The following is a 22,518-nucleotide window of genomic DNA, read 5'->3' as shown; positions in this document are numbered from 1 at the left end:
CCGGTGCTGCGCAGCGTGGCTTTCAACTGCCCGGCCGCGTCCACCACATAACCCGCCGGATGACCGGCGCTGCCATAAACCAGCGTGCGCGCCTGCGGATCCAGTTGCGCCAAAACCAGCGTCACAAAACGCTCGTTGCCCACGTCTTCGACCAACGTTCGGTTGGCCAGTGATAATATTTCTTCCACCTTTTCCCGATTCCGGGTCAGTAATCGCAGGTAGGCCCGGGTTTCCGCCATGAGCAGCGCAGGCCCGACGCCATGACCGGTGATGTCCGCCACCACCAGCCCCCACCGGCCTGAAGGCATGGGCAGATAATCGAAATAATCGCCGCAGGCGGCATCCGCGGGAAACGAGGCGCCGCTGATGTCAAATCCCTCCAATTGCGGGGCGCTGGCGGGAAAAAGCAGCCGCTGGATTTCACGCGCCACCTGCATTTCCTGCTCCCGGGCACGCAGGGCCTCCTCGGCCTTTTTGCGCTCCGTGATGTCGCGAATGAAACCCACATACCGCCGCTGGCCCTGCAACACCATTTCACTGGCGCTGATTTCAATGATCACCCGCCGGCCATCCTTGCGCAGCCCCACCGTCTCACACGCCATCCACCCGCTTTGGCGGCGCCCGCTGCGCACGTATTCCACAAAGGCCAGCGGATTGGCCTCGCGCAGCTCCGGCGGCTGCAGCAACGTGACGTTGCGCCCCAGCAACTCCACCGGCTTGTACCCAAACACCGTCTCCACCGCGGGATTGGCAAACTGAATGTAGCCGTTGGCATCCATCAACAAAACGGCATCCGGGCATGTCTCCCACAGCAGACGGTAGCGCAGCTCGCTCTCGCGCATCTGCTGCTCGGCCTCGGCCCGGGCGGCCCGCACCTTGGCTTCGCGCAGCTCGCGCTCCACCGCCGGCGCCAGGCGCGCGAGATTCCCCTTCATCAGGTAATCATGCGCCCCCGAGCGCATGCACTCCACAGCGATGTCATCGCCGATGCCGCCGGAAACCACCACAAAAGGAATATCCAGCCCCAGCTCGTGGAGCAGTTGCAGGGCCTTGGGGGCGCTGAACTCGGGGAGATGATAATCCGCCAGCACCACATCCCACGTCTGCTCCGTCAGGGCTGCGCGCATCTGCTCGGCGGTTTCGACGCGTTTGTAATGCGGCTCATACCCCCCCATGCGCAGCTCGTTGAGCATGACGCGGGCGTCGAATTCAGAGTCCTCCACCACCAACACGCGCAAGGGCCGCGGGGTGGCAGAGGCAGGCGAGGCGGAGGCAGACATGCTCATTGCGGGCGGTATTCCGCGCGGGCTTCCGGCAGCCACTCGCGCAGTTTGGCGATGCGCTTTTCGTCCAGCGGATGGGTGCGCAAAAACCACGGCGGGCCGCCGCCTCCCTGCTGGCGATTATAGGCGGCAAACCTCTCCCAGAAGCGAATGGCCTCCTCCGGATCATACCCGGCACGCGCCATGTATTTCAGGCCAATATAATCCGCCTCCTCCTCCTGCTTGCGGCTGTGCGGCAACGTCCGCCCCAGCGTGGCCCCCAAACCATAAGCCGTCATGGCCGCCGCCTGCACTTTGGGATCACTGCCGGACAACGAGGCCCCCAGGGCCTTGCCCGCCGCCTCCAGGGCCACCGCTTCACTCACCCGCTCCGCGCCATGCCGGGCGGTGGCATGCGCCACTTCGTGTCCCATCACCGCCGCGAGCCCGGCATCATTCTGTGTGATGGGCAGAATCCCCGTGTAAATGCCAATCTTGCCTCCCGGCAGGCAGAAGGCGTTGGCCTCCTTGCTTTCAAAGACCACAAATTCCCACTGGGCATTGGGAAGTTGGGCCACCGCGGCGATGCGCCGGCCCACCCGCTGCACCATGGCATTCAGCGCCGGATCCCGGCTGATGGGCAGCTCCTTTTTGAGTTTTTCAAAACTCGTCAGCCCCAGGGTCATTTCCTCCCCGGGCGTGAGCAGCATCAACTGGCGGCGGCCCGTCTCCCCCACCGTCGTGCAGCCGGCCAGCCAGCCGGCCATGGCCAGCGCCAGCCAGACTGCTGGATTGTTCACCGGTGACATCTTCATGCCTTAAGCTAAGCACAAAGCAACTTCTGGCTCAAGCCGCCTTTGTGGCTTGCGCCAATCCGTCAGGTTGGTTAGTACAACGTCATGCGATTCATAGGCAGTCTCATCGAAAAACTGCAACGGCACCCCAAACGGATTGTTTTTCCGGAGGGCACCGAGCCGCGCGTGCTGCAAGCCGCACGCCAGTTCCGCTCCCTCCGGCTGGGGGCGCCCATCCTTTTGGGGGACCGCACCGCCATCAAGGAAGCCGCGGAAAAGTTGAACATTAATCTGGAGGGCATCCGCATCATCAACCCCGCCACCAGCGAGGACCTGGATAATTTCGCCCGGCGCTTCGAGGCCTTGCGGCGCTCCAAGGGCATCAAGTTTGAAGAAGCGCGGGCGGCCCTGCTCAACCCCAATTATTTCGGCTCCATGATGGTGGCCATGCACCAGGCCGATGGGCTGGTTTCCGGCACCAATGAAATCACCGGCAGCGTCTTGCGCCCGCTCTTTCAAATTATCAAAGTCGCCCCGCACTTCACCACCGCCTCCTCCTGCATGATCATGGAGGTGGAAGACACCCGTTTCGGCGAGGAAGGCGTCATGTTCATGGCCGACTGTGGCGTCATCCCCGAGCCGACCGTGGAGCAACTGGCGGATATTGCCGTGACCACCGCCCAACTGGCCCACAAACTATTGAATGTTCGCCCCCGCGTGGCGATGCTCTCCTTCTCCACCAAGGGCAGCGCCATGCATCCCTCGGTGGGCAAAATGCAAGCCGCCACCGCCCTCGCCATCCGCAAGGCGCAGGAGCACCACCTGGACGCTGATTTCGACGGCGAATTGCAGGCGGATACCGCCCTGGTGCCTGACATCGCCCGGCGCAAACTGCCCGACAGCAAGGTGGCCGGCCGCGCCAACGTGCTCATCTTCCCCGACCTCAACGCCGGCAACATCGCCAGCAAATTCGTCCAGCACATCGCCCGGGCCAACGCCTACGGCCAGATCATGCTGGGTCTGGACCGGCCGGCGGCTGATGTCTCCCGCGGCTCCAATGCCCACGACATTCTCGGGGTGGCGGCGATCGTGGGCGTCCAGGCCATCGATTATAAATCCCTTTATCCTGACGCAGGCGACCACATCCCCGGTGAATAAGCCCTGCTGCAGTTCATGCTCATGAATCGGACCACACCGCGCGTCTTCATTGCCGCCACGCGCCAGAACGACGGCAAAACCACCACCAGCCTCGGCCTCATGGCCGCCCTGCAACGCTACTATCCCCGCATCGGCTACATCAAACCGGTGGGGCAGCGTTTTGTGGAAATCGCCGAGCAGAAAATTGACGAGGACACCGTCCTCATGGACAGCGTGTACAAGCTCAACTGCCCCCTGGTGGACATGTCCCCCATTGCCGTGGAGCCGGACTTTACCCGGCGCTACCTCGAAAGCGCCAACAACGATGCCCTGGTGCAAAAAATCCAGCGCGCCTTTGACCGCGTGGCCTGGGAAAAAGATTTTGTCCTCTGCGAAGGCTCCGGCCACGCGGGCGTGGGCGCCGTGTTTGATTTGTCCAACGCCCAGGTGGCGCGCGTCCTCGGCGCCAAGGTCATCATTGTGTCCCGCGGCGGCATCGGCAAGCCCATTGACGAAGTCACGCTCAACAAGGCCCTGTTTGACAAGGAAGGCGTCGAAATCATCGGTGTCATCATCAACAAAGTGCTGCCCGAAAAACTCGATTACATCAGCGACTTCGCCCGCCGCGGCCTGGCCCGCAAAGGGCTGGAATTACTTGGAGTCCTGCCCCATCTGCCCATCCTCACCCGCCCCTCCATTGCCACCATCATGGAGGAGCTGAACGCCAAGCTCCTCAACGAAGGCCGCCCCATGCAGACCCTGGTGCACGATCTCATCATCGGCGCCATGAGTGTCCACCATGCGTTGCGCTGCTTTCAACCCGGCGTCCTGGCCATTGTCCCGGGCGATCGGGAGGATATTCTGCTGGCCCTCGCCGCCGCCCTGGACGCCGGTGCCCCCATTGGCGCGGCAGGTATTGTGCTGGTGGACGAGTTCAAACCCGATCTCACCGTTCGCGAGGTCATCCGCCAGATGCCCTTCCCCGTGCTGCTCGCTGAGGGGGACAGTTACACCGTCACCTCCAAAATCCATGATTTGGTGGTCAAAACCCGCCCGGATGACTGGGAAAAAATCAATCTCATTCGCGATCTGATTGGCCGGCATGTGGATGTGCCTAAAATCCTGCGTGCCCTGGAGCCTGCTTGAGCATCCCTCCTCTGCTGCGGTCCACCTCTCCCGCCAGAGCCAACCTCCCCTGCCAGGGCCGTGCGCCATCCTTGCGGCCCCCCTCTTGTCATACGCCCGGCGGGATGTGATAAAATACGCCCGCGCAAGATGGGCAAACAATTACACACCCAAAAACCTCCAACCGCGAAGAGCGAAATGCCGCCGCTTCGCGCTCTGCTTCAGCGCAGCGGTCTGCCGGCCGACAGTCTCTGCCAGGAGCTCCCAACGGGCTTCCCAAATCGCGTCTTCCACGTCCGCAGCTCCGCCGGCGACTTTGCTCTGAAATGGTATGGCCAGCAGCGGGGCGCCACCGCACGTTTTCTTACCGAGCAGGCCTTTTATGAGTTGCTCAGACCTTTTGCGTCCCAACGCCTGCCCGAGCCGCTACTATGGCATGCCAGCGAGCGCTTCGCGCTCTTCAAGTGGGTGGATGGCGTACGCCTCACCCGTGATGATTTGCAAACGCCCCTTTGTGCTGATTTACTGGCTTTTTTGTCTGCCCTCAACCGTGCCCGGCCGGCCGCGGCGGGACGGGCCTTCCCCCCCGCCGCCGGCGCCTGCTTCAGTTTGCATGAGCGGTTGGAGGCCGTTGGCCGTTTGGTCCAGCAAACAGTATCAGGGCTTGCCATAGGCAAATTTGCCAAAGGGCTGACAACCCGCCTCGAGCCGGCCTGGCAGCTCGTTTCGCAGGTGGTCCTGCAACGTGCCGAAAAGGCAGGCCTGAACCCAGAACAAACGGTCCCCCTTCAAAGCCGAATGTTATCCGCGCCGGACTGGGGACTGCATCAAGCCCTGCGCACCAGCAGCGGCCATTTGGTTTTTTTTGACTTCGATGGCGCTGGTTGGGATGACCCGGCCTGGTGGCTGGCGGGCGTCTTCTCCCAATGGGAACTTCCCCTCCCCCTTAACCTGTGGGAGGCGTTCGTGCCCGCCGCTGTGCGCCTGCTGGGCGCCGAATCCGCCACCCTGCAACGCACAGCCCTGTTGCTGCCTGTTAGCCGCTTTCAGCAGATTTGCCCCCCCCTGTTGCAGGCCCCCCAACCTGCGCCCCCTGCCGCCGCCCGCCGGCAGACCCGGCAGGCAGCCGATGCTGCCCTGCACGACCTTGCACACCCCCAATGGTGGCGGGGCTAACCTGCCACCCTCACCCAAAGACCGGCGCCCGGGCGCCAACAGATTAACTACCGGCCCGATGGATAATGGCGTTGAGCACTATGCGCACGTAGGCCGGATCCTGAAATTCCAGCACACTGTGCCCGGGCATCAGATAGTAAATCATGCCCTTGCCCGCCGGCTTAATCCAGCCGGCATGCGTTTGATGCCACTCCCGCCCGGTCTTTTTATCCGTATAACGCAATCCCAGCAAGAGCGTGCGCTCTCCCGTCAGCTTGTGATTCAGGTACACCTCGGACTCATGGAGTGTGAACAACGGCAGCGTCCGGCTGTTTCCCGCCGCATCATTAAACCGGCCGGTGGATGGGTAGGTCACCTTATGGGAGGTGACAAAATGATTGGTGGCCAGATTCACAATGTCCAGCGTCACCCCCTCCGTCCATTGGTACCCCCCCTGCGTGACCTCCCCCTTGGGTAGATCCACCCCCAGAAAACTAAACCACAGCTCGTTGGTGCGCTTGCCAGAGCTGATGCTATGGTGCAACGCCACCAACTTGCCCCCCGCCCGGGTATATTCCACCATGGCCTTCTCCGGCCCGGGCAGCAATTTGCCATGAATATAAACCACCACCGCTTGAAAGGCCTTCAGATCGGCGGGCATCTCGGTTTGTTTGACCAACTGGCTGTCCAACCCTTCCTGCTCCTTGAGCTGCCGGGCCAGCTCCTGCATGGCAGGAAATTCATCCGCCACAATCAACACAGGCGCGGCAAAAGCAGGCAATAGCATCCAACCCAACATCAAACAGGCAGCCAGGTGTTTCATGGCGTTACTATACTGCAATCCGTTGATGCTGATGAAGTAAAAATAACCCCGCCCACCCCTTCATCGCCTTCCGGTACCCACATGCGCCTGCCAGGGCCATGCCCCCTGGGCCCAATCTTGAGCCAGGCTCATGAGCAAATCTTCACGGCCAAATCGAACGCAGCGGCCAGGCCGTGAGCGTGGAAAATTTCGCCCGTCCTCTCTGCATCCTGGCCTCCACTCCCTGCTCCTCCGCCCTGGCAATGTAGGGCATGGGCACATACGTCAGGCCATCCGAAGCAAAAACCTCAACCGTGGTGCGATCCAGGTATATCGCCAGCCGCTGCTGCCCCTCGCGCAACGGTGCCCGGGCCCGATGTCCATTTACCCGCAATTCCTGCCGCTGCGCATCATAAAGAATCTCCGCCCCGCGCACTTTAAGCTCGAAAATCGCTCCCGGAGCAGGCTCAAATTCCGCCCGCACCTCCCATAATTCCCCCCGTGCCGCGCTTAGCGGATTTGTGGCGCCAGCTGCCAATTCAGCAGGGCCGGCAGTGACGGGTTGCCCGCGCAGCCTGACCAGCTCGCGCACGGGCAACATGGCGAGCCGCGGGCCCTCGGGAGTGACCGCCAGGCTCAATTCCAGCGGCAGGCTCATGCATTGGTTAAACGGCATGCCCGGCGAGGGGGCGCGCAGCCAGCCAATCTGAATGCGTCGGCCGTCGCTGGCGGGAATGTCGCTGTACGTCTGGGCGGCGTAGAAATCCCGGCCCTGATGGCCGGGCAGCTTGGGAGTCACGGCTGTGAAACGGGTGCCGTCAAATTGGCCGAGCATGTACTCACTGCTGGCCCCGGTGAGCAGCCACAGCGAACGCCCTGGCTCCCCCGGCACCGTCAGCGGGAAAAAGTCCGGGCACTCAAAAAAGCCATCCGTGCGGCTCAGGTAAGTCCATTCGCGCAGGTTTTTGGAGCCGAAGAAAAAGATGGAGTGCACTTTGTTGGTCTCCACGTAAAGCGTCATGATCCACTGCCGCGAAGCCTCATGCCAAATCACCTTGGGATCGCGATTGCCCGGCGTCAGGTTGGGCAGAATGGGGTTGCGCTCGTATTTAATCCACGTCCGGCCCCGGTCCGTGCTGTAGGCCAGGCATTGCGTGTAGGGCCGTCCGCGTGACAGGCGGTTCTCCCCACCTGCCGCGGTGTAAAACAGCAGCAGGGCCGGGGCCTGGGGCGCGTTCAACCCCGCGTCATTGCGGTAATCCACAACCGCCGAGCCGGAATACATGGTGCCCAGGGCATCGGGATACAAGGCCTCGCCCATTTCCTCCCAATGCACCAGGTCCCGGCTGATGGCGTGGCCCCAGTGCATGTTGCCCCAATTCCAGCCGTAAGGGTTGTGTTGAAAAAAGAGGTGATACTCGCCCCCATAATACACCAGACCATTCGGATCGTTGAGCCACCCGCGCCGCGCCGAAAAGTGGAATTGCGGGCGCAACGGCTCGCGATACAGCGGATGCGTCCCCTTAAGTTCATCCCCCTGCTCCATCAAGGCCAGGGCCTGCGAATCCTCGCGCAGCCGATCCACCTGCACCACCACGCTCTTCCCGGCAAACGGCCGCAACTCCACATAAGCCCACCAGTCCGGAGCCGCATCCGCCAATTCCAGGTCAAAATCCCGCTCCACCCGCCCCTCGACCAGCAGGCTGACCCACCGTTTGGGGGCGCCGTTCTTCACGGGCAAATGCAAATACCGTTTCTCGGCTATGATGGTGCGCTGCACGTTTTCCCGCCACTGCGGCGCAGGCGTCTCACTAAGCACAATGTGATCCACATTAATGTGTCCCCACCCGCCGGTGGCGCGATCCACGATCTCCAGCCTGCCCGTGCGGCCCAAAAACTCGCGCACCTCCCAGCTTTGCCAATCCAACTCCTCACTGCCGCCCGGACGCGTGTTCGGGCCGGTGGCCGTTCGCACCACCTTCCCGTCCACCAGCAGATTCATGCAGGTTTCGCCGGCAAAGCCCCCTCCGCCGATGAGGAATTTCACATAAGAACGCTCGATTCTGAATGGAGGTGAAGTGAGGGTGCCGGTGCTGGCATCACCGCCATAAAAACTGTTGACCAATCGCCGGCCCTGATACCCGCGCACCGCCATCTGGTTGGGCAGAGTACCCTCCGCCGGCCCCGGCCCAAAGGCGGTGCCCATCACCGTCCATGCCCCATAATTGGTGCCCTCGAAGTCGGCGATCAAGATGTCCGGGGCCGGTGCGCCAAACACCCCCGCCAGCGCCAAAAACCAGCCGCCACAGGCCAAAATGAAATTGCGCATGCCTCCACCACACCACATTCCCCGCCGCGGTGGCAAGTCCGTCATTCCAGGCCGCGTTCGGTCAATTCCTCTTCATCCAGGCCAAGATAATGCCCCAGCTCGTGCAGCAGGGTGGTGCGAACCTCCTGCCGGTATTCCCGCTCGCCTCCGTCCTCGTCCTCCACCATCAACCAGATATTCTCCAAATAAAGAATGATGCGCGGCGGCAGCACCGTATGCTCCTCCTGGTCATGATCTCCCCCCACAAACAACCCCAGGGTATCCGGATCCAACCCTTCCTCAATAAGGGCTGCGGCGGGCATCGGTTCATAACTGACCGGCAGCGCCGCCGCCGCCTGCCGCAGGTCGGCTGGCAAGGCCTTTAGGGTGCGGCGCACCTCCGCTTCCGCCACCTGCACCAACCATTCCCATTCGGGCATAAGCACGAGCGTTAAAAACCCTGAATCCCCTCCCGGTCGCAAAAAGGTTATCTTTCCGGCGGCCGGGGCTGGGAAGGCAGCTCGGCCGGTGGGGGCGGCGGTGGGGGAGGAGGCGGCACACCGTGCAAGCGCATCATGCGCCGCTCCTCGGCCATTGCGCGGTTGGCTTCATCCTCCTGGTGTTTGGCCACAAATTGATCCACCGCCAGCTTGACCGCGGCCAGCTTTTCATTAACCCCGGCCAGCGCAATGCGCCGGGCTGCGGCAATATCGGCCCAACTACGGCCGCGTCGCTCCTGCTTGATCTGCTCGAATGGCACGTTGGCGGCCTTGGCCAGCAACAAGCCGGCGGCCAGGTCCCCGTAACTCATGGCGCTCTTGCGCCGTGTGGCCTCGATCGTATCGGCCGCCACCCCCGTCTGCCGCGCCAGGTTGTCCATGCCCACCAGTTGCAGCCCGGGCGTGGCCATGATCTGGTTGATGGCACGAATGTTCTCGTTTAACTCCAATTTGGCCTTGGCCCAGGCGGCCGCCGGATTGGGGGCGGGTTTTGCAGCGGGAGCAGTGGCCGCTGGCGACGGGCTGGCCGTCCCGCAGGTCAGGGCCAGGCTCAGGACACTTGGACCGAAATACTTGGCGAGGCGGTTGGCTTTCATAAGGTTGTTGACCACTAAAACGATACTCCCCTCCCCCTCTGCTGGCAAGCCCCCCTTGCAGGCCCGCCGCCGGTCGTCCCCAGGCATAAAAATCCCGCCTACTGCCATTTTTGCTTGGCAAAGGGACGGCCAAACCGTTATCAGTAACAGGCACAATTAACGCAGCAAACATAAGACTTATGGCTCAATCCGTTTATCATCCCAGCATCGAGGGCGCCCAACACGGCGCAAAAACCCTGGCCCAGTTTCTGGACTACGCGAAGGCCTCCGGCGCCACCGGCGCGCAGCCGTCCAATTACATGCTTCAGGGCGGCAAGCTCTTCATGTCCGCCAAGGAAATCAAGGAAACCTTTGAATCCCGCGGCATGACGCTGGACGGCATCTCCTGCCACTGCCCCCTGTGGGTGCACACCACCGCCTGGACGGGCAGCCCGTCCATTCGTCCTTTCATTCCGGCGGACGTGGCCAAAAAGTCCCCGCAGGAAATTGAAAAATGGGCGGAAAACTACCTGCTCAAGCTGATGGATTTGGCCGCCGAACTGGGCGTTAAAATCCTGCCCACCTTCTGGGGGGTGGCCTTTGGTTGGGAAGTGGCCAGCGGTTATCCGTGGGGCTTCTGGGCCGGGCCGGGCTATGACCTCATCAAGGAAGGCCAGGAGCGGTTTGTGAAAAAGACCGCCAAAATCCGCAAGCACGCGAACGAACTGGGGATTTACCTCTGCCACGAAATCCATCCCGGCACCGCCGCCATGTGCGCCGATGACTTCAACATGCTGGTGCAGATTTGCGACGGCGACAAATGCCTCGCCGTCAATGCCGACCCGTCGCACTGCTGGGAAGGGGAAAGCTGGGAGACCCGCTTCCTCAAGGTGGGGCCGCGGGTGTACGCCGCCCACATCAAAAACTTTGTCATCCGGCCCGGCCTGCCGCTGCGCATGATGAACGGCAACTGGCCGTGCCGCGCCATGCAGTTTGTGGATTTGCCCAGCGGCGATATCAACATGCAACGTTACGCCGAGCTGCTCATCCACATCGGCTATCCTTCCCGTTATTGCAAGGTCATGAACCGCCCCACCGCCCCGCTGGTGGTCGAGGCCGAGAGCGCGCACAAAGACCTGGACTACACCAGTGCCAACGGCATCGCCTACGTGCGCGATCATCTTTGCTGGCCCGCCGCCGCCGGCTCGTTCGAGGACGGCATGGGCGCCTAAAGCCGGGCTTGTCGGATATTGCCCTTCAACCCCGTTTCCTGAACCGGAAACGGGGTTTTGCTTTTCCGGTACCCCGCTGGTACGCTGCCGGTGGAACTCAGGATTGACTTGGAGCGCCCATCACGGTCTGATGAAGCCATGCAAAATCCAATCCGGGGCATCTTCCGCCGGGCCGGGTGGTTGGCTGTGGGGATGGCCGGTGTCGTCACCCTGCTGGGGGCAGCCCCCATCACCCTGCCGGAGCCGCCCCCCCAAGCCGCCAAAGTCCTGCTGGTCACCGGCGTGGATTATCCGGGCCATCTCTGGCGCCAAACGGCTCCCGTGCTGAAAAAAATCCTGGAACAAGACCCACGCCTGGGGGTGTGCATTGTGGAATCCCCCGAAGCCCTAGCCTCCCCCCAACTGGCGCAGTATGACGTGGTGCTCCTCCATTTCCAAAACTGGCAGACCAACGGCCCCAGCCCGGCGGCGCGCACCAACCTGCTGCGCTTCGTGACCGGCGGCAAAGGCATGATGATGACTCATTTTGCCTGCGGCGCCTGGTATAACGAATGGCCCGAATTTGTGACCCTCGCCGGACGGGTCTGGTTCGGACCGGACGGCGGACGCCAGCATGACCCGCATGGAAAATTCACCGTGGAGATCGCTGATCCCACCCATCCCATCACCCGCGGCCTGCAGGCGTTTGAGACCGTGGACGAGTTGTACACCTGTTTGACCGGCAACCCTCCCATTCGTGTGCTGGCACATGCGCGCTCGAAAGTGGACCAGCAATACTACCCCATGGCGTTTATCCTCGAGCCAGGCCGCGGCCGCGTCTTCCACACCGTGCTGGGGCATGATGCGCAGGCCTACACCAACCAGGTGGCCGTGGGCGAGCTTTTGCGTCGTGGATGTGCCTGGGCAGCCGGGCTGCCCGCCGTGCGTTAGATCCATTGGTTATGAGCGAAACACCTGCATCACCCCCGCCCGCCTCCCCGGGCCCGGCCAAAGGAAAACGCCCCTTGTGGTTCAAGCTGCTCCTGGGGTTCACCGGCCTGGTAATTTTGGTAGTGGCCGGCTGGTATCTCTATCTGCAATGGGAAAGCTGGCGCAGTTGGCGCCACTGGCAGGGGTACAAGGCGCAGCTTGAAGCCCAGGGAGAGAAACTTGACGTGCAGGCTCTGGCTCCCGCGGCCGTGCCGGAGGAAAAAAACTTTGCCCGGCATCCCCTCATTGCCCGGTGGTTTACGCCCGAAGCAGCCAGCATCACCAACGGCACCCAGCGCTGGTTCTTTGCGCCGGGCGCCGAAGATCCCGAGCGGCGGCGCGGCGCCAGCGGCCCGGTGCGCAGCGACGGTGCAGGCACACTGTTGGAGCGCTGGGCCGCCTATTACACCGGCCATCGCGCCTTTCCGCAGGCGCCCGCCGGCTCGTCCCCGGCCCAAGTAGTGCGCACCGCCTTGAGCATTTACGACGCGGACATTCAGGCCTTGCAGGAGGCCATGAAATCGCGCCCCACCTGCCGTTACCCGCTGCATTATGAGCTGGGCGGAGCTGTGCATTATCCCCATCTGGTGGGATGCCGCAGTCTGGTGGCCACCCTTGAGCTGCGGATTCTGGCCCTCCTGCATCTGGGCCAGGTGGACCAGGCCTTCGCCGAGCTGCAACTGGGTTACTTTGTCAGCGACACCCTTCAGTCGGATCCTTTGCTGGTTTCCCTGCTGGTGCGCCTTGCCACCGATCAGCTTCTGGTGGATGCCGTCCTGGAAGGATTGCGCCAACGCCGGTGGAACGACGCCCAACTGACCTGGCTGACGCAATATTTGGGCCGGCGCGAATATCTGAAGGAGTTTGCCGCCGTTCTGCGCGGCGAGCGCAACTTTGCCGTGCATCAAACCGACCTGCTGAGCCGGGGACAAGTCCATGCACAACCCGACGAATCAGAACTGACCACCGCCGGCCGCCGGGCCATGAAACTGCTGCCCCGCGGACTTTACTACCGTAACCTGGTGGAGTTGGTCCACTTCTACCAGGAGAAGGTTTTACCGGCGGAGAACGTACCGGCCCGGCGCATGGACCGGGATCGGCTGCAGGCATTAAATGTGTCCGCTGGAGACGAAACGGGCAACCCCTACGGCCTGGAAATCCGCCAACTCATGCCCGCACTCTACAATGGCGCCGTCAAGGTGGCCCGCTGGCAGGTCTTGGGCGATTCACTGCTGGTGGCCTGCGCCTTAGAGCGCCATCGCCTGGCCCGGGGACGCCTGCCCAACCAGTTGCAAGAGCTTGTCCCCCAATTCCTGCCTGCCCTGCCGATTGATTGTCTTTCGGGCAAGCCCTTGAGCTGGCGCAAAGAATCCGAGGACGCCTACCGTGTCTATGGTTGGGGATGGAATAACAAGGACGAAGGCGGACGCCCGGGACGCCGGTTGGAGGACGGCGACTGGGGCGTGGAAGTCAAACTTGCATCCATAAACTGATTTGCCTTCATCATGCGCTTGCACCGATGCGCCAAAGGCTTCGCGTTTTTGATTTCTATTACAACGATGTTCGTCTGCTCCGCCTTCGCAGCAGGCCCGGTGGCAACGGTCTCCGCCCTGATGGAGGCGGTGCAAAAGGCCCAAGCCGGGGACACGATTCAGATTGCGGCCGGCACGTTTGCCTTGGAAGCGCCGCTCGAGCTGAAATCAGGCGTAACGCTTAAAGGAGCCGGACGGGAAAGCACGGTGCTTACTCATGTCGCTTCCTGGAAACCGTCCACCAAGACCCTGCCCGATCCGGAGATGACCAATGTCGGTCTGGACACCACGGCCTATCTGATCCGTCTGCGGGACAAAGCCACCAACATCACCCTCTCCGATCTGACCCTCCGCGGCCCGCAGTTGCACGGGGCCATCTATGGCTGGGACAACCAGCACATCCACCTTCACCATCTGCGCATTCAGGACACGCTTTGGTCGGGCATCCGCACGTTCCTGTTGCGTCATTCCAGGATTCACGATTGCGAGTTCATTGACGCCGGCGGACGTTGGAACCGCGGCGAGCCGGGCATCAAGGGCGGCATCACGGGGGGCGGAATATTTGCGGTCTGGATGGCCGACAACGAAATCGCTCACAATCGTTTTCTCCGCACCCAGATGGGCAGCGCCGATGAATATTACGGCGTCAAAGTCCGGCAGGCCAGGCGCTGCCGCATCCATCACAACACCATCGAGGTCAATTTTTCCCTGGAGTTTCCGTTTGAAAACGATGAAGACGTGGAAATTGACCACAATGTCTGCCACGGCACCATTTCCATTCCCAAATATGCCGGCGGGCCGGTGCCAGCCAGCGGACGCACCTTCTACATTCATCACAACTGGATGCGCGACAGCTATTCCATCGAATTTGTGCGCAACGGGGTGGAAATCAGCCACAACCTCTTCGATTTCGATCCTCAAAAGGACCACGGCAACCTCATCTCCGCTTTTGGCCAAGTTGCCGCCAAAGGCCCGGCGCTCTTTCACAACAACTTGATCAGCAACCCCGGGCGGGGCGTGATCTGGATGAACGAGCCTTATGCCCGGCTCGAAGTCCGCAACAACCATATCATTGCTCGCACCACTACCACCCCGCGCAAGGAGGGCTTGTTTGGCTTCAATCCAGAGTCCGACTTCAAAACCATCGTTATTCGCGACAACCTCATCGAGTGCATCGGCCAGCCCCGCCCGCTGCTGCGCAACGAGCCCAGTTATGGCGCCGTGATCGAGAACAACCGCCTGATCAACGTGTCCGATGCCCCCCGCCTTGCCAATCCCCAGACGGGAAAAATCCAAGGTTTGGAAAAACCGCTGCAATTTGAATGCGGCGTCCATGGCGAATATCTCGTCAACGGCTGGGACGTGCGCAAGGCCACCCCCCCACCGCGCCAATAACCGCAGCCACGGATAAGGATTTTTGCGCACGCAGGCATGCCCCATCGCCCCTGATGCCGCGCCCGCTGATGCTCGTTTTTCCTGTGTCCGCGGTCCCGGTCTGCTGCTTTTCCTGCGAAAGGTGGTCTAATCGGCCTTCGAGGGTTTGAACGACAAGTAAAGCGCAGGGAGAGCTTCACGAAGCGCCGTTTCATTCAGCCTGGGATCCCCGCGATCATAAATCGAAAAATTGGAAGACTTTGAAGTGATCTCAAAACTGAACTCCCCATTATCTTTGACTTGCAGATGGCATGGCCGCAGCTCGTTGGGCAACACCGTATCGTGGGGTTGCACCTCGGACGCCGGCACGATGCGCCATGCGCCCTCGCGTCGCACCAGTTTGCGCCGGGCAATATTCAGCCAAACGGCGGTCTCCCATACATTGTGCGGCTGCGCCAGTTGCTCGGGCCGCCAGGTTGCCGGCACCTCCGCTTGCACGGCGCGGAGAAAATCCGCGCGATGCAGCCTGCCAAAAGCATAAGCCAGATAGGCCTTGAGCGCCGGATCCATCTGTTCGATGAAATTCAAGTTCGGCAGTTTCCAATAACTGTTGTGCGAGGAATAACCATCCTTGCCGCCCGAGCACGGGTAGATGGCCACGGGCAGTTTGGAACGCAAGAGACAGACCACGGCCTGCCGATCCAGTTGCACATTCCATTCCTCCACCCCGGCTTCGGAAGCCCCGGCAGAGAGGTGAAGCCGGCGCAACTTGCGGCGGAAAAGTTCGGGTTGACGATTGTAGGCTGCCGCAATGGGACGCGCCGAGCCAAAGGACGCCATTTCGATGGGTTCATCGCTTTCGCGCAGAGTTTTGAGAATCAGCTCAATGCCTTGCTGCTGAAACGCCGGCACGGCTTCCATTTTATCTGCCGGTGTCTTCATCATGGTGAAGGGACCTGCGGCGCAAGGAATGTGGCGATTGAAAATAAAATTAAGCTGAAGGACTGAGATGAAACCCGGATCGCGCGGTCCATTTCGGTCAGGATACATCCCCGGCACGTCCGCCACGGGTTTGCGAAAACCCTCCGTGACATCCAGAATCACCGCGCGCAAGTCCACCTCCGGCAGGGCATACGCGGCTATCAGATCGAAATTGTCGCCCACATCCTGAGGCGGATGATAAAGGTCAGTCACCACGATCACAGGCACTTTCTTGGGGCCGGCTGCCGAAGCTGCGTCCCAAGGGTGGGCAAACCACCACAAAACCAGGCTGATCCAGCAAAGAAGGCGGACAGGGAATTTGGGGCTTTTCATGCCTGTGAGACTCTCAAACCCAAAGATTCGGCGCAAGCCTCACCTGCCAGCGGAGGTCCCAGCCAGTCGCCACCGGAAGGCCGTCGCGCAGCCGAGTCTCTTTCTTTTCGTGCTTGTCCCGGTGCATGGGATGAAAAAAATGGAGGCGCAACAGGAAGCAGGCACTCAACTTGTTGCCATGATTTGATATGCATCAACAACAAGCATCCAGAGCTGTGGCGGCTGTATGCCTTTGGCTTTTCTGCACTCTTCAGGGGCTGGTGGTACGAGCCGCTGAATGGCCACCCCCTCCGAGTTCCCAACCCCAGCGCGTGGCCGTGGTCATGAGCATCCCCGGCTGCGTCGCGTTCTGGGATTTTGTGAAGCGCGAAACCAACGGCCAGGGACGGTTTATCGCTCACGTGCCCCCCGGCGCCACCAACCATTTCCCCCTGGATGCCGCCAACTACGTCAAAGAGTTTTGGGGCCAGGGACGCGAGGCCACTTATGCTGACTTTCCCCTTCTGGGCCGCGGCCCCTTTGGCAACGCCATTCGCATCGTCAAAGAAACAGACCCGAATTTCCGGCCGTTTCTTTTTGTGCCACGCGCACGCCTCCATGATTCGTCCCTGGACATCAAAGGTCCCGGTAAATCCGTCAGCGTGGTGGTGTGGGCGATTCGGGAAAGCGGCAATCATGCGCTGGCCGGTATCTGGCATGAAGGCACAGACCTCAAACAGCCGGAAACAGCCACCATCCAAAAAGTGCAGCGAGGCCAGCGCCAATACGGCCTTTTCGCCGGCTTGAACGTGGAGGGCAGCGCCTGCGGTCATGTCTCCGAAAACGGCGCCAGCTCATTTCGCAATAAATACGCGCTGCACAAGTGCAACTCGGCCGAGCGCTCACCGGCTGTGCCCGGTGATTCTCCCCCGGATGTTCTGGACGCCGCCTGGCAGTGTTTTGCCATGACCTTTGACAACGAGAAAAATGAAATCACTGGATGGTTGAATGGCAGGGCCGGCGACCGCTGGCTGGAAAATCCGAAAAAGGACCGTCTGCTCGTTTCCGCCTACGAGGCCTACCTGCAGGGACATTACGCCCGCACCCCGGAAAAGGAACCGGAAGAAGACTCCACCTTCCCCAAAGACCAATACTACAACCCGCCCGAAGACACGCCGGTCTGGGTGAAGATTTTGTCTGAAACGCCGGAGGAACGCATCGAGCTGCGCGAATACCGTTACACCCGGGTGCAGGTGACCCTGCGCCGGGCCGCGGGGGGGCTTTGGCAGGAAACCCAACGCGATCTGACCGCTCTGCGCCTGAATCCGTGGTGGTTTCCGCATGACATTTACACCCCCAAAAACGACGGCAGCGGCGGCCCCTTCACCATTGGGCGGGTCATCCACAGCTCGCGCGGCGTGGGCTTTACGGGATGGATTGGCGGCGTGGCCGTGTTCAACCGGGCCTTGACCGAAGCCGAGTTGCAACGGCTGGCGGCCCTGCGCGCGCCGATCCCGTTGCCGGCGGGGTGGAAATGAAAATGGGGTGATAGACGGGATTTGAACCCGCGACAACCAGATCCACAATCTGGGGCTCTAACCAGGCTGAGCTACTATCACCACCCAAAGCTCGGCAGCAATTTAGGCGCGGCCCCCCCGCCCCGTCAAGCCGTCAATTTCAACCTGCCTGCCGCGCCGCCCGGGTCGGGATTTGGCTTTCGCCTGCCGTTCTGGCATGTTGAAGCCATGGGCATTTTTTGGGAATGCCAGCGATGCGCCGCCTGCTGCCAATGGCCGGGCGAGGTCAAAGTGTCGGAGGAGGAAATCCGTGCCATGGCGGCCTTTTTATCCCTCACCGAGGCGGCGTTCATCGGGCAGTTCACCCGCCTGCGCCAGGACCGCCGCGGCCTGGCCCTGACGGAGGAGGCGGGCGGAGCGTGTGTTTTCTTGAAAGGCAAGGATTGCGTGGTCCACCCGGTAAAGCCCCGTCAATGCCGCGATTTCCCCAACGGCTGGCAGGCAGGACCGGAGTTGATGCGGCGTTGTCAGGCCAAACCGGTCTGGCAGGGCGCCCCGCCCATCACCGCCGCCCCCACGGCAGGCCCCCTTAAAGCTCCATGATGCGGATGTTGCGGAAATCGAACTTCTTGTCCTCAATCTGGATGCCGATGTAGCCTTCGGGGCGGTCAATCAGATCCGTTTCCCAGTTGGGCTCGTCATTGATGAACAGTTTGGCCTTGTTGCCGCGCACCTCGATGCGCATCTTGTGCCATTTATTGATGGGCAGCTTAGGGGTTTCGGCGGGAACGATGGTTTTGCGGTTTTTGACCAGGGCGCCCAGGGCATTGTAACGCAAGTTGACCTGGAAACCGGCATCCGGCCACGGCTTGCCGTCCAGCGGCGCGCGCATGTAAATGCCGCTGTCGTAGTCTTCCTCATAAGCGCGCCACTCAAACTCCAGGATGAAATCCTTGTACTGCTTTTCCAGGCGCAGCCAGCCCATGCCCTTGTGAATTTGCAGGTTGCCCTCCACCACTTCCGGTTTGACGTCATGCACGGGAATCCATCCCGTCAAATCCTTGCCATTGAAGAGATTGACCCATTGGCCGCTGGCCGCCTGGGTGCTGTACGCGGTAAGCCCCAGGATAATGCTTAACGCCCAAAAATGCCGTTGCAACGTGGTGTGTTTCATACAAGGCCTGATTAAGTTGGATTTGCCCGGCTTCGTCAAGCGCCGCCATGGCCCAAGCAGGAATCCCCGCCTTGCACAAATGAAGGCCCCCACCCGTTTTCAAGCCGGGGAAGACTCTTCCGGGGAGGACGGTGGACGGCGTATGAGCTGAAAGGCCGCCACGCGCATGCCGTCCATCTGGGTCACGGTAATTTCGCACTGCGAAAGGGTGATGGAATCGCCGGCTTGGGGAAATCCCCCCAGTCGCTGTGTGATCCAGCCGCTGGCGGTGGCAATGCCTTCGCCGGTGAGCGGCTCGCCAGCCAGTTCAGAGAGCTCATGCAACGGCAGGGCGCCATCCACCACCCAGACATTTTCCGCCTTTTGCAAGACCAGTGGTTTTTCCTGGTCGTACTCATCCTGAATCTGGCCTACCAGCTCTTCCAAGATATTCTCCAGCGTGATCAGCCCCAGCACGCCCCCGTATTCATCCACCACCAGTGCCATGTGACATTTTCGCTCCAAAAAAGTGTGCAACAACCCTTCCAACCGCGCCGTGGGTGGCACGTAAAGCATTTTACGCGCGAACTTCAGCAGGTCCTTGCCGGTAGCGGCGAGTTTGCGTGCTGCGTAAAGGTCCTTGATGTGCAAAACGCCCAGCGTTTTGTCCACCTCGCCGTCCTCACACAGGGGGAAACGCGAATAACGCGTTTTTTCCACCACCTCCAGACACTCGGCAATGGTGGCATGGATGTCCAGCGTCACAATTTGCTGGCGCGGCCGCATCACCTCACGGGCCACGCGGCGTTTGAGATCAAAGGCGTTCAGCACAATCTCCCGGCTGAAATCCACCCGCCGATGGCCGGTGGCGAGCAGCAGCCGCAGCTCTTCATCCGAATGGGCCTGATCGCCCTCCGCCACCGGCTGCAATCCGGCCTGACGCAGCATCCATTGGGAGGCATGATTGAGCGCCCAAATGAAGGGATAGGACAGGCGGTGAAACCATTGCAACGGCCCGGCCACCCATAAGGAAACCGGCAGGGGCTTTTGGATGGCCAGCCATTTGGGCGCCTGTTCGCCGGCGGTGATGTGCAAAAAGGTGATGGCGGTAAATCCCACCATGAAGCTGATCCAGTGCCGCCAGTGTTCAGTGACGTTGAAAAAATCCAGCAGCGGCATCAACAACCGCGTGAATACCGGCTCCCCAATCCATCCCAGCCCCAGGGAGGTCAGGGTGATGCCCAGTTGACACGCGCTCAGGGAGGCGTCCAGCCGTCTGATCACCTGCCGCACGCTCAAGGCGCGCCGCTGGCCACGTTTGATCAAGGCATCCAGTTGGGTATCCCTGACCTTGACCAGCGCAAACTCCGCCGCCACGAAAAAGCCATTAAGAAACACCAGCACCAGCACCGCCAGGATGCGCCAGCCGTAATCGAAAATGGTTTCAACGCCGGGCATGGTTACAATTGCACCTCGCCAAAAATGGCGCGCAGAATATCCTGCAGGAAAATCACGCCCACCTCCCGCTGCCGGGCGTCCAGCACAATGGCCACGCGCTCGCCGGCGCGTTGCATGCGGCCCAGCGCGGCCTCCAGGGAAAGGTCCTCATCCAGATACATGGCCGGGCGCAGGTAATCCTTCACCGGTTTATCCGGGTTGAGATCGGAGCGGTACAACACCGCCCGCAAACTCAAGATACCGGCCACACGGCGCGCCTGCCCCTCCCCCTGCCAGACCGGCAACCGGGACACGCCATGCTCGCGACACTGATGCAACGCTTCGCGCAAGGGGACCTGCGCCTCGGTGGTGACGGCCTCGCTGAGGGGAATGGCCAGTTGCCGTACCCGGCGGTTTTGCAGATCCAGGACCCGTTGGATCATGGCGCGTTCTTCGGTGGTCAGGCTGCTGGCGTGTTCCTCCACGAAGTACCGCAATTCATCCCGGCTGGCAAACAGCCGTCCTGTGAACCGGCGGCCGCCGGAACGTTGGGCCAGCCCTTCGGCCAGCCAGGTCACCAGCTTGACCAGAGGTGCCAGCAGGCCGCGGGCGACATTGAAGAGGGGCGCCAGCAGCAGGCACAACCGCGTGGGGAACAGCCGGAACATGACCTTGGGCAGGAGATCGCACAAACCATAAAAGAACACAAACACCCCCGCCAGGAACCCCAGCCAGAAGAGGATTTGCCGCGCCAGCGGCGGCCAGTCGAGGCCGGCCAGGCCGCGTTGCCACAGAAGCACCCACAACACCGCGGCGCCGAAATTGGCCAGCGTATTGCCAACCAGGATCGTCCACAAAAATGGTTCCGGCTGCTCCAGCCATGCCTGCAACCATTGGGCCCGGCGGTTGCCCTGGCGCTGGAGCTGCCGCAGCCGAAGGCGGTTCAATCCCAGCACGCCCGCCTCCATGCCGGAGAACAGAAATGAGGCCGCCAGCGTCAGGGCCAGCAAAGCCAGCAAGGCACCGGTGCTCATGACTGGCCTCCTTTCCCCCGGTTGGGGTGCAACCGCTCGATGAGCAGCTCGCGCACGCGCCGCTCATCGGCCGCCGTGACAGTCAACCGGAGACCGTGGTACTCCACGATTTCCCCCACCGCGGGCACCACTTCACGCAAGGCCACTACCAGCCCCCCCAGCGTTTCCACACCCGGATAATCGCCCAATTCAGGGCATTCCCGTTGAAAATCCTCCAGCCGCATCGTGCCATTGACCCGCCAGCGATGCGGCCCCAGTTTTTCCATGACAAATCCGGTTGCCTCCCCCTCATTGCGCAAGTCGCCCACAATGGCCTCCAGGATATCCTCCATCGTCACGATGCCCGCCGTGCCGCCGAATTCATCCAGCACAATGGCCAGCCCGCGGCGCTGGCGTTGCAGGCTTTTGAAAAGATGCAGCAAATTCATGCTCGCCGGCACGAACGAGGGAAACTCAACCGCCTCCGCCAAATCCACGTCGGGATTGAGGAGCAGGGTGCGGGTGTTCAAAATGCCGACAATGGTATCGGGTGATTCATCGTAAATCGGCAGGCGCTGATGGCGATGCCGCCGGGCCGCCTCGAGCATCTCCTCGCGCGTGGCGTCATCCGAAATGGCCGCCATGCGGCTGCGTGGCTTCATCACCTCTCCCACGGTGCGCCGGTCGAGGCCGATGATTTGCAGAATGATTTCCTTTTCCGACGCGCCCAGCGTGCCTTGCTGGCAAGCCATTTCCACCAGCTCCCGATATTCCTCATCGGTGATGCCGGCGGTGGGCACAATCGAGCGCCGGGCGGCGGCGGCCAGAATGCCGCGGTTGAGCCAGCGGGCCAGTTGCCGGAAAGGCCGCGTCACCCGCATGAGCCAGTGCATCGGCGTTGCCACACGCAAGGCCCACCTTTCCGGCTCGCGCACCGCCAAGGTCTTGGGAACCAGTTCGCAGCCCAGGAGCAGAAGAACCAGCAAGGCCGCCAAAGCCAGCCAGGTGGGCGCCCGCCATTCCACGCCCGAGCCAGCCACCAGGGCCACCATGAGAGCGTTGCACAAGGTGTTGCCCAGCGCCATGGTCGCCAGCAAATCCTGCGGGGCCTCCAACAGCCGGCCGATCAGCCGCCCCTGCTCCGGCTGCGTCGCAGCCATCTGCCGCACCCTCCAGCGGCCCAGGCTGAACAGCGCCGCCTCCGCCGCGGCAAAAAAGAAACTGGCGGCCGCGCACAGCAGCAATGTGACGCAAACCACATAGACCATGGCCCCACTATCGCCCACCAGCGAGCCGGGAAAAAGAAAAATTGGCGGCTTCATCCCTGCTGGCTGGGGCCG

General features: G+C 61.6%; 20 protein-coding genes and 1 tRNA gene. 9 read left to right on the top strand and 12 right to left on the bottom strand.

Going from position 1 to position 22,518, the window contains the following annotated elements; all coding sequences use genetic code 11:
- Positions 1–1,286: PAS domain S-box protein (locus N3J91_02880; protein MCX8155394.1), on the bottom strand; the 1,286-nt coding region annotated here is incomplete at its 3' end.
- A complete protein-coding gene (locus N3J91_02875) occupies positions 1,283–2,077 on the bottom strand; it encodes a M48 family metallopeptidase (protein MCX8155393.1) in 795 nt (264 codons plus the stop codon). The genes N3J91_02880 and N3J91_02875, both read right to left, overlap by 4 nt.
- An 84-nt stretch (positions 2,078–2,161) precedes the next feature.
- Between N3J91_02875 and N3J91_02870 the strand changes: the two genes are divergently transcribed.
- The 3 genes from N3J91_02870 to N3J91_02860 all read left to right on the top strand — a co-directional run bounded on the left by N3J91_02870 (position 2,162) and on the right by N3J91_02860 (position 5,494).
- Positions 2,162–3,214 carry a phosphate acyltransferase gene (locus N3J91_02870; GenBank protein ID MCX8155392.1) on the top strand — a complete coding sequence of 351 codons (1,053 nt, stop codon included), beginning with the start codon at positions 2,162–2,164 and terminating at the stop codon, positions 3,212–3,214.
- Positions 3,215–3,235: 21 nt separating this feature from the next.
- A complete protein-coding gene (locus tag N3J91_02865; protein MCX8155391.1) occupies positions 3,236–4,339 on the top strand; it encodes an AAA family ATPase in 1,104 nt (367 codons plus the stop codon).
- 129 nt (positions 4,340–4,468) lie between these two features.
- Positions 4,469–5,494, top strand: a complete 1,026-nt coding sequence (locus tag N3J91_02860; protein ID MCX8155390.1) for an aminoglycoside phosphotransferase family protein — start codon at positions 4,469–4,471, stop codon at positions 5,492–5,494.
- A gap of 43 nt (positions 5,495–5,537) precedes the next feature.
- Here N3J91_02860 and N3J91_02855 read toward each other — a convergent pair whose 3' ends face one another.
- The 4 genes from N3J91_02855 to N3J91_02840 all read right to left on the bottom strand — a co-directional run bounded on the left by N3J91_02855 (position 5,538) and on the right by N3J91_02840 (position 9,679).
- The gene (locus N3J91_02855) at positions 5,538–6,296 is read right to left on the bottom strand and encodes a ThuA domain-containing protein (GenBank protein ID MCX8155389.1); all 759 of its coding nucleotides are present in this window, start codon (positions 6,294–6,296) and stop codon (positions 5,538–5,540) included.
- A 142-nt stretch (positions 6,297–6,438) separates the two neighbouring features.
- Positions 6,439–8,604, bottom strand: a complete 2,166-nt coding sequence (locus N3J91_02850; protein MCX8155388.1) for a GH32 C-terminal domain-containing protein — start codon at positions 8,602–8,604, stop codon at positions 6,439–6,441.
- A gap of 41 nt (positions 8,605–8,645) precedes the next feature.
- A complete protein-coding gene (locus tag N3J91_02845) occupies positions 8,646–9,023 on the bottom strand; it encodes a metallopeptidase family protein (protein MCX8155387.1) in 378 nt (125 codons plus the stop codon).
- Positions 9,024–9,070: 47 nt separating this feature from the next.
- Positions 9,071–9,679 (bottom strand): hypothetical protein, encoded by a 609-nt coding sequence (locus N3J91_02840; GenBank protein ID MCX8155386.1) that lies wholly within the window; start codon positions 9,677–9,679, stop codon positions 9,071–9,073.
- A gap of 179 nt (positions 9,680–9,858) precedes the next feature.
- Here N3J91_02840 and N3J91_02835 point away from each other — a divergent pair, with 179 nt between their 5' ends.
- From N3J91_02835 to N3J91_02820, 4 genes are all read left to right on the top strand, one after another.
- Positions 9,859–10,890 carry a sugar phosphate isomerase/epimerase gene (locus tag N3J91_02835; protein MCX8155385.1) on the top strand — a complete coding sequence of 344 codons (1,032 nt, stop codon included), beginning with the start codon at positions 9,859–9,861 and terminating at the stop codon, positions 10,888–10,890.
- A gap of 138 nt (positions 10,891–11,028) precedes the next feature.
- Positions 11,029–11,820: a ThuA domain-containing protein gene (locus tag N3J91_02830; GenBank protein MCX8155384.1), complete on the top strand. Its 792-nt coding sequence runs from the start codon at positions 11,029–11,031 to the stop codon at positions 11,818–11,820.
- Positions 11,821–11,831: 11 nt separating this feature from the next.
- Positions 11,832–13,352, top strand: a complete 1,521-nt coding sequence (locus tag N3J91_02825) for a hypothetical protein (protein MCX8155383.1) — start codon at positions 11,832–11,834, stop codon at positions 13,350–13,352.
- Positions 13,353–13,364: 12 nt separating this feature from the next.
- Positions 13,365–14,786 (top strand): right-handed parallel beta-helix repeat-containing protein, encoded by a 1,422-nt coding sequence (locus tag N3J91_02820; protein ID MCX8155382.1) that lies wholly within the window; start codon positions 13,365–13,367, stop codon positions 14,784–14,786.
- Between the two features lie 126 nt (positions 14,787–14,912).
- Here the strand turns inward: N3J91_02820 and N3J91_02815 are convergent, their stop codons facing one another.
- Positions 14,913–16,079 (bottom strand): hypothetical protein, encoded by a 1,167-nt coding sequence (locus N3J91_02815; GenBank protein MCX8155381.1) that lies wholly within the window; start codon positions 16,077–16,079, stop codon positions 14,913–14,915.
- 323 nt (positions 16,080–16,402) lie between these two features.
- Between N3J91_02815 and N3J91_02810 the strand changes: the two genes are divergently transcribed.
- Entirely contained in the window at positions 16,403–17,596 is a 1,194-nt protein-coding gene (locus N3J91_02810) for a LamG domain-containing protein (GenBank protein MCX8155380.1), read from the top strand.
- Positions 17,597–17,599: 3 nt separating this feature from the next.
- On the opposite strand, the gene N3J91_02805 is transcribed toward N3J91_02810, so the two are convergent.
- Positions 17,600–17,677: transfer RNA gene (locus N3J91_02805), tRNA-His, on the bottom strand.
- Between the two features lie 126 nt (positions 17,678–17,803).
- Between N3J91_02805 and N3J91_02800 the strand changes: the two genes are divergently transcribed.
- Positions 17,804–18,178, top strand: a complete 375-nt coding sequence (locus tag N3J91_02800; GenBank protein MCX8155379.1) for a YkgJ family cysteine cluster protein — start codon at positions 17,804–17,806, stop codon at positions 18,176–18,178.
- On the opposite strand, the gene N3J91_02795 is transcribed toward N3J91_02800, so the two are convergent.
- The 4 genes from N3J91_02795 to N3J91_02780 all read right to left on the bottom strand — a co-directional run bounded on the left by N3J91_02795 (position 18,165) and on the right by N3J91_02780 (position 22,500).
- Positions 18,165–18,749 carry a DUF1080 domain-containing protein gene (locus N3J91_02795; protein ID MCX8155378.1) on the bottom strand — a complete coding sequence of 195 codons (585 nt, stop codon included), beginning with the start codon at positions 18,747–18,749 and terminating at the stop codon, positions 18,165–18,167. The two genes, N3J91_02800 and N3J91_02795, sit on opposite strands and share 14 nt — an antisense overlap.
- Positions 18,750–18,848: 99 nt before the next feature.
- Positions 18,849–20,186, bottom strand: coding sequence for a hemolysin family protein (locus N3J91_02790; GenBank protein MCX8155377.1), 1,338 nt, complete (start codon positions 20,184–20,186; stop codon positions 18,849–18,851).
- 2 nt (positions 20,187–20,188) lie between these two features.
- On the bottom strand, positions 20,189–21,199 hold the full coding sequence (locus tag N3J91_02785) for a CNNM domain-containing protein (GenBank protein MCX8155376.1): 1,011 nt from the start codon (positions 21,197–21,199) through the stop codon (positions 20,189–20,191).
- Complete coding sequence (locus tag N3J91_02780; GenBank protein ID MCX8155375.1) at positions 21,196–22,500, bottom strand: hemolysin family protein; 1,305 nt, start codon at positions 22,498–22,500, stop codon at positions 21,196–21,198. Before N3J91_02780 ends, N3J91_02785 begins: the two co-directional genes overlap by 4 nt.
- Positions 22,501–22,518: the final 18 nt, after the last annotated feature.

It is taken from the genome of Verrucomicrobiia bacterium, from assembly GCA_026414565.1.
In the GTDB taxonomy this organism is placed as follows: Bacteria; Verrucomicrobiota; Verrucomicrobiia; order Limisphaerales; family Fontisphaeraceae; genus Fontisphaera.
This window is presented reverse-complemented; position numbering and strand designations above follow the sequence as displayed.

Excerpts from the sequence above, each read along its gene's own strand:
- N3J91_02875 (MCX8155393.1), bottom strand. The coding sequence starts at position 2,077 with ATGAAGATGTCACCGGTGAACAATCCAGCAGTCTGGCTGGCGCTGGCC.
- N3J91_02870 (MCX8155392.1), top strand. The coding sequence starts at position 2,162 with ATGCGATTCATAGGCAGTCTCATCGAAAAACTGCAACGGCACCCCAAA.
- N3J91_02865 (MCX8155391.1), top strand. The coding sequence starts at position 3,236 with ATGAATCGGACCACACCGCGCGTCTTCATTGCCGCCACGCGCCAGAAC.
- N3J91_02860 (MCX8155390.1), top strand. The coding sequence starts at position 4,469 with ATGGGCAAACAATTACACACCCAAAAACCTCCAACCGCGAAGAGCGAA.
- N3J91_02855 (MCX8155389.1), bottom strand. The coding sequence starts at position 6,296 with ATGAAACACCTGGCTGCCTGTTTGATGTTGGGTTGGATGCTATTGCCT.
- N3J91_02850 (MCX8155388.1), bottom strand. The coding sequence starts at position 8,604 with ATGCGCAATTTCATTTTGGCCTGTGGCGGCTGGTTTTTGGCGCTGGCG.
- N3J91_02845 (MCX8155387.1), bottom strand. The coding sequence starts at position 9,023 with ATGCCCGAATGGGAATGGTTGGTGCAGGTGGCGGAAGCGGAGGTGCGC.
- N3J91_02840 (MCX8155386.1), bottom strand. The coding sequence starts at position 9,679 with ATGAAAGCCAACCGCCTCGCCAAGTATTTCGGTCCAAGTGTCCTGAGC.
- N3J91_02835 (MCX8155385.1), top strand. The coding sequence starts at position 9,859 with ATGGCTCAATCCGTTTATCATCCCAGCATCGAGGGCGCCCAACACGGC.
- N3J91_02830 (MCX8155384.1), top strand. The coding sequence starts at position 11,029 with ATGCAAAATCCAATCCGGGGCATCTTCCGCCGGGCCGGGTGGTTGGCT.
- N3J91_02825 (MCX8155383.1), top strand. The coding sequence starts at position 11,832 with ATGAGCGAAACACCTGCATCACCCCCGCCCGCCTCCCCGGGCCCGGCC.
- N3J91_02820 (MCX8155382.1), top strand. The coding sequence starts at position 13,365 with ATGCGCTTGCACCGATGCGCCAAAGGCTTCGCGTTTTTGATTTCTATT.
- N3J91_02815 (MCX8155381.1), bottom strand. The coding sequence starts at position 16,079 with ATGAAAAGCCCCAAATTCCCTGTCCGCCTTCTTTGCTGGATCAGCCTG.
- N3J91_02810 (MCX8155380.1), top strand. The coding sequence starts at position 16,403 with ATGAGCATCCCCGGCTGCGTCGCGTTCTGGGATTTTGTGAAGCGCGAA.
- N3J91_02800 (MCX8155379.1), top strand. The coding sequence starts at position 17,804 with ATGGGCATTTTTTGGGAATGCCAGCGATGCGCCGCCTGCTGCCAATGG.
- N3J91_02795 (MCX8155378.1), bottom strand. The coding sequence starts at position 18,749 with ATGAAACACACCACGTTGCAACGGCATTTTTGGGCGTTAAGCATTATC.
- N3J91_02790 (MCX8155377.1), bottom strand. The coding sequence starts at position 20,186 with ATGCCCGGCGTTGAAACCATTTTCGATTACGGCTGGCGCATCCTGGCG.
- N3J91_02785 (MCX8155376.1), bottom strand. The coding sequence starts at position 21,199 with ATGAGCACCGGTGCCTTGCTGGCTTTGCTGGCCCTGACGCTGGCGGCC.
- N3J91_02780 (MCX8155375.1), bottom strand. The coding sequence starts at position 22,500 with ATGAAGCCGCCAATTTTTCTTTTTCCCGGCTCGCTGGTGGGCGATAGT.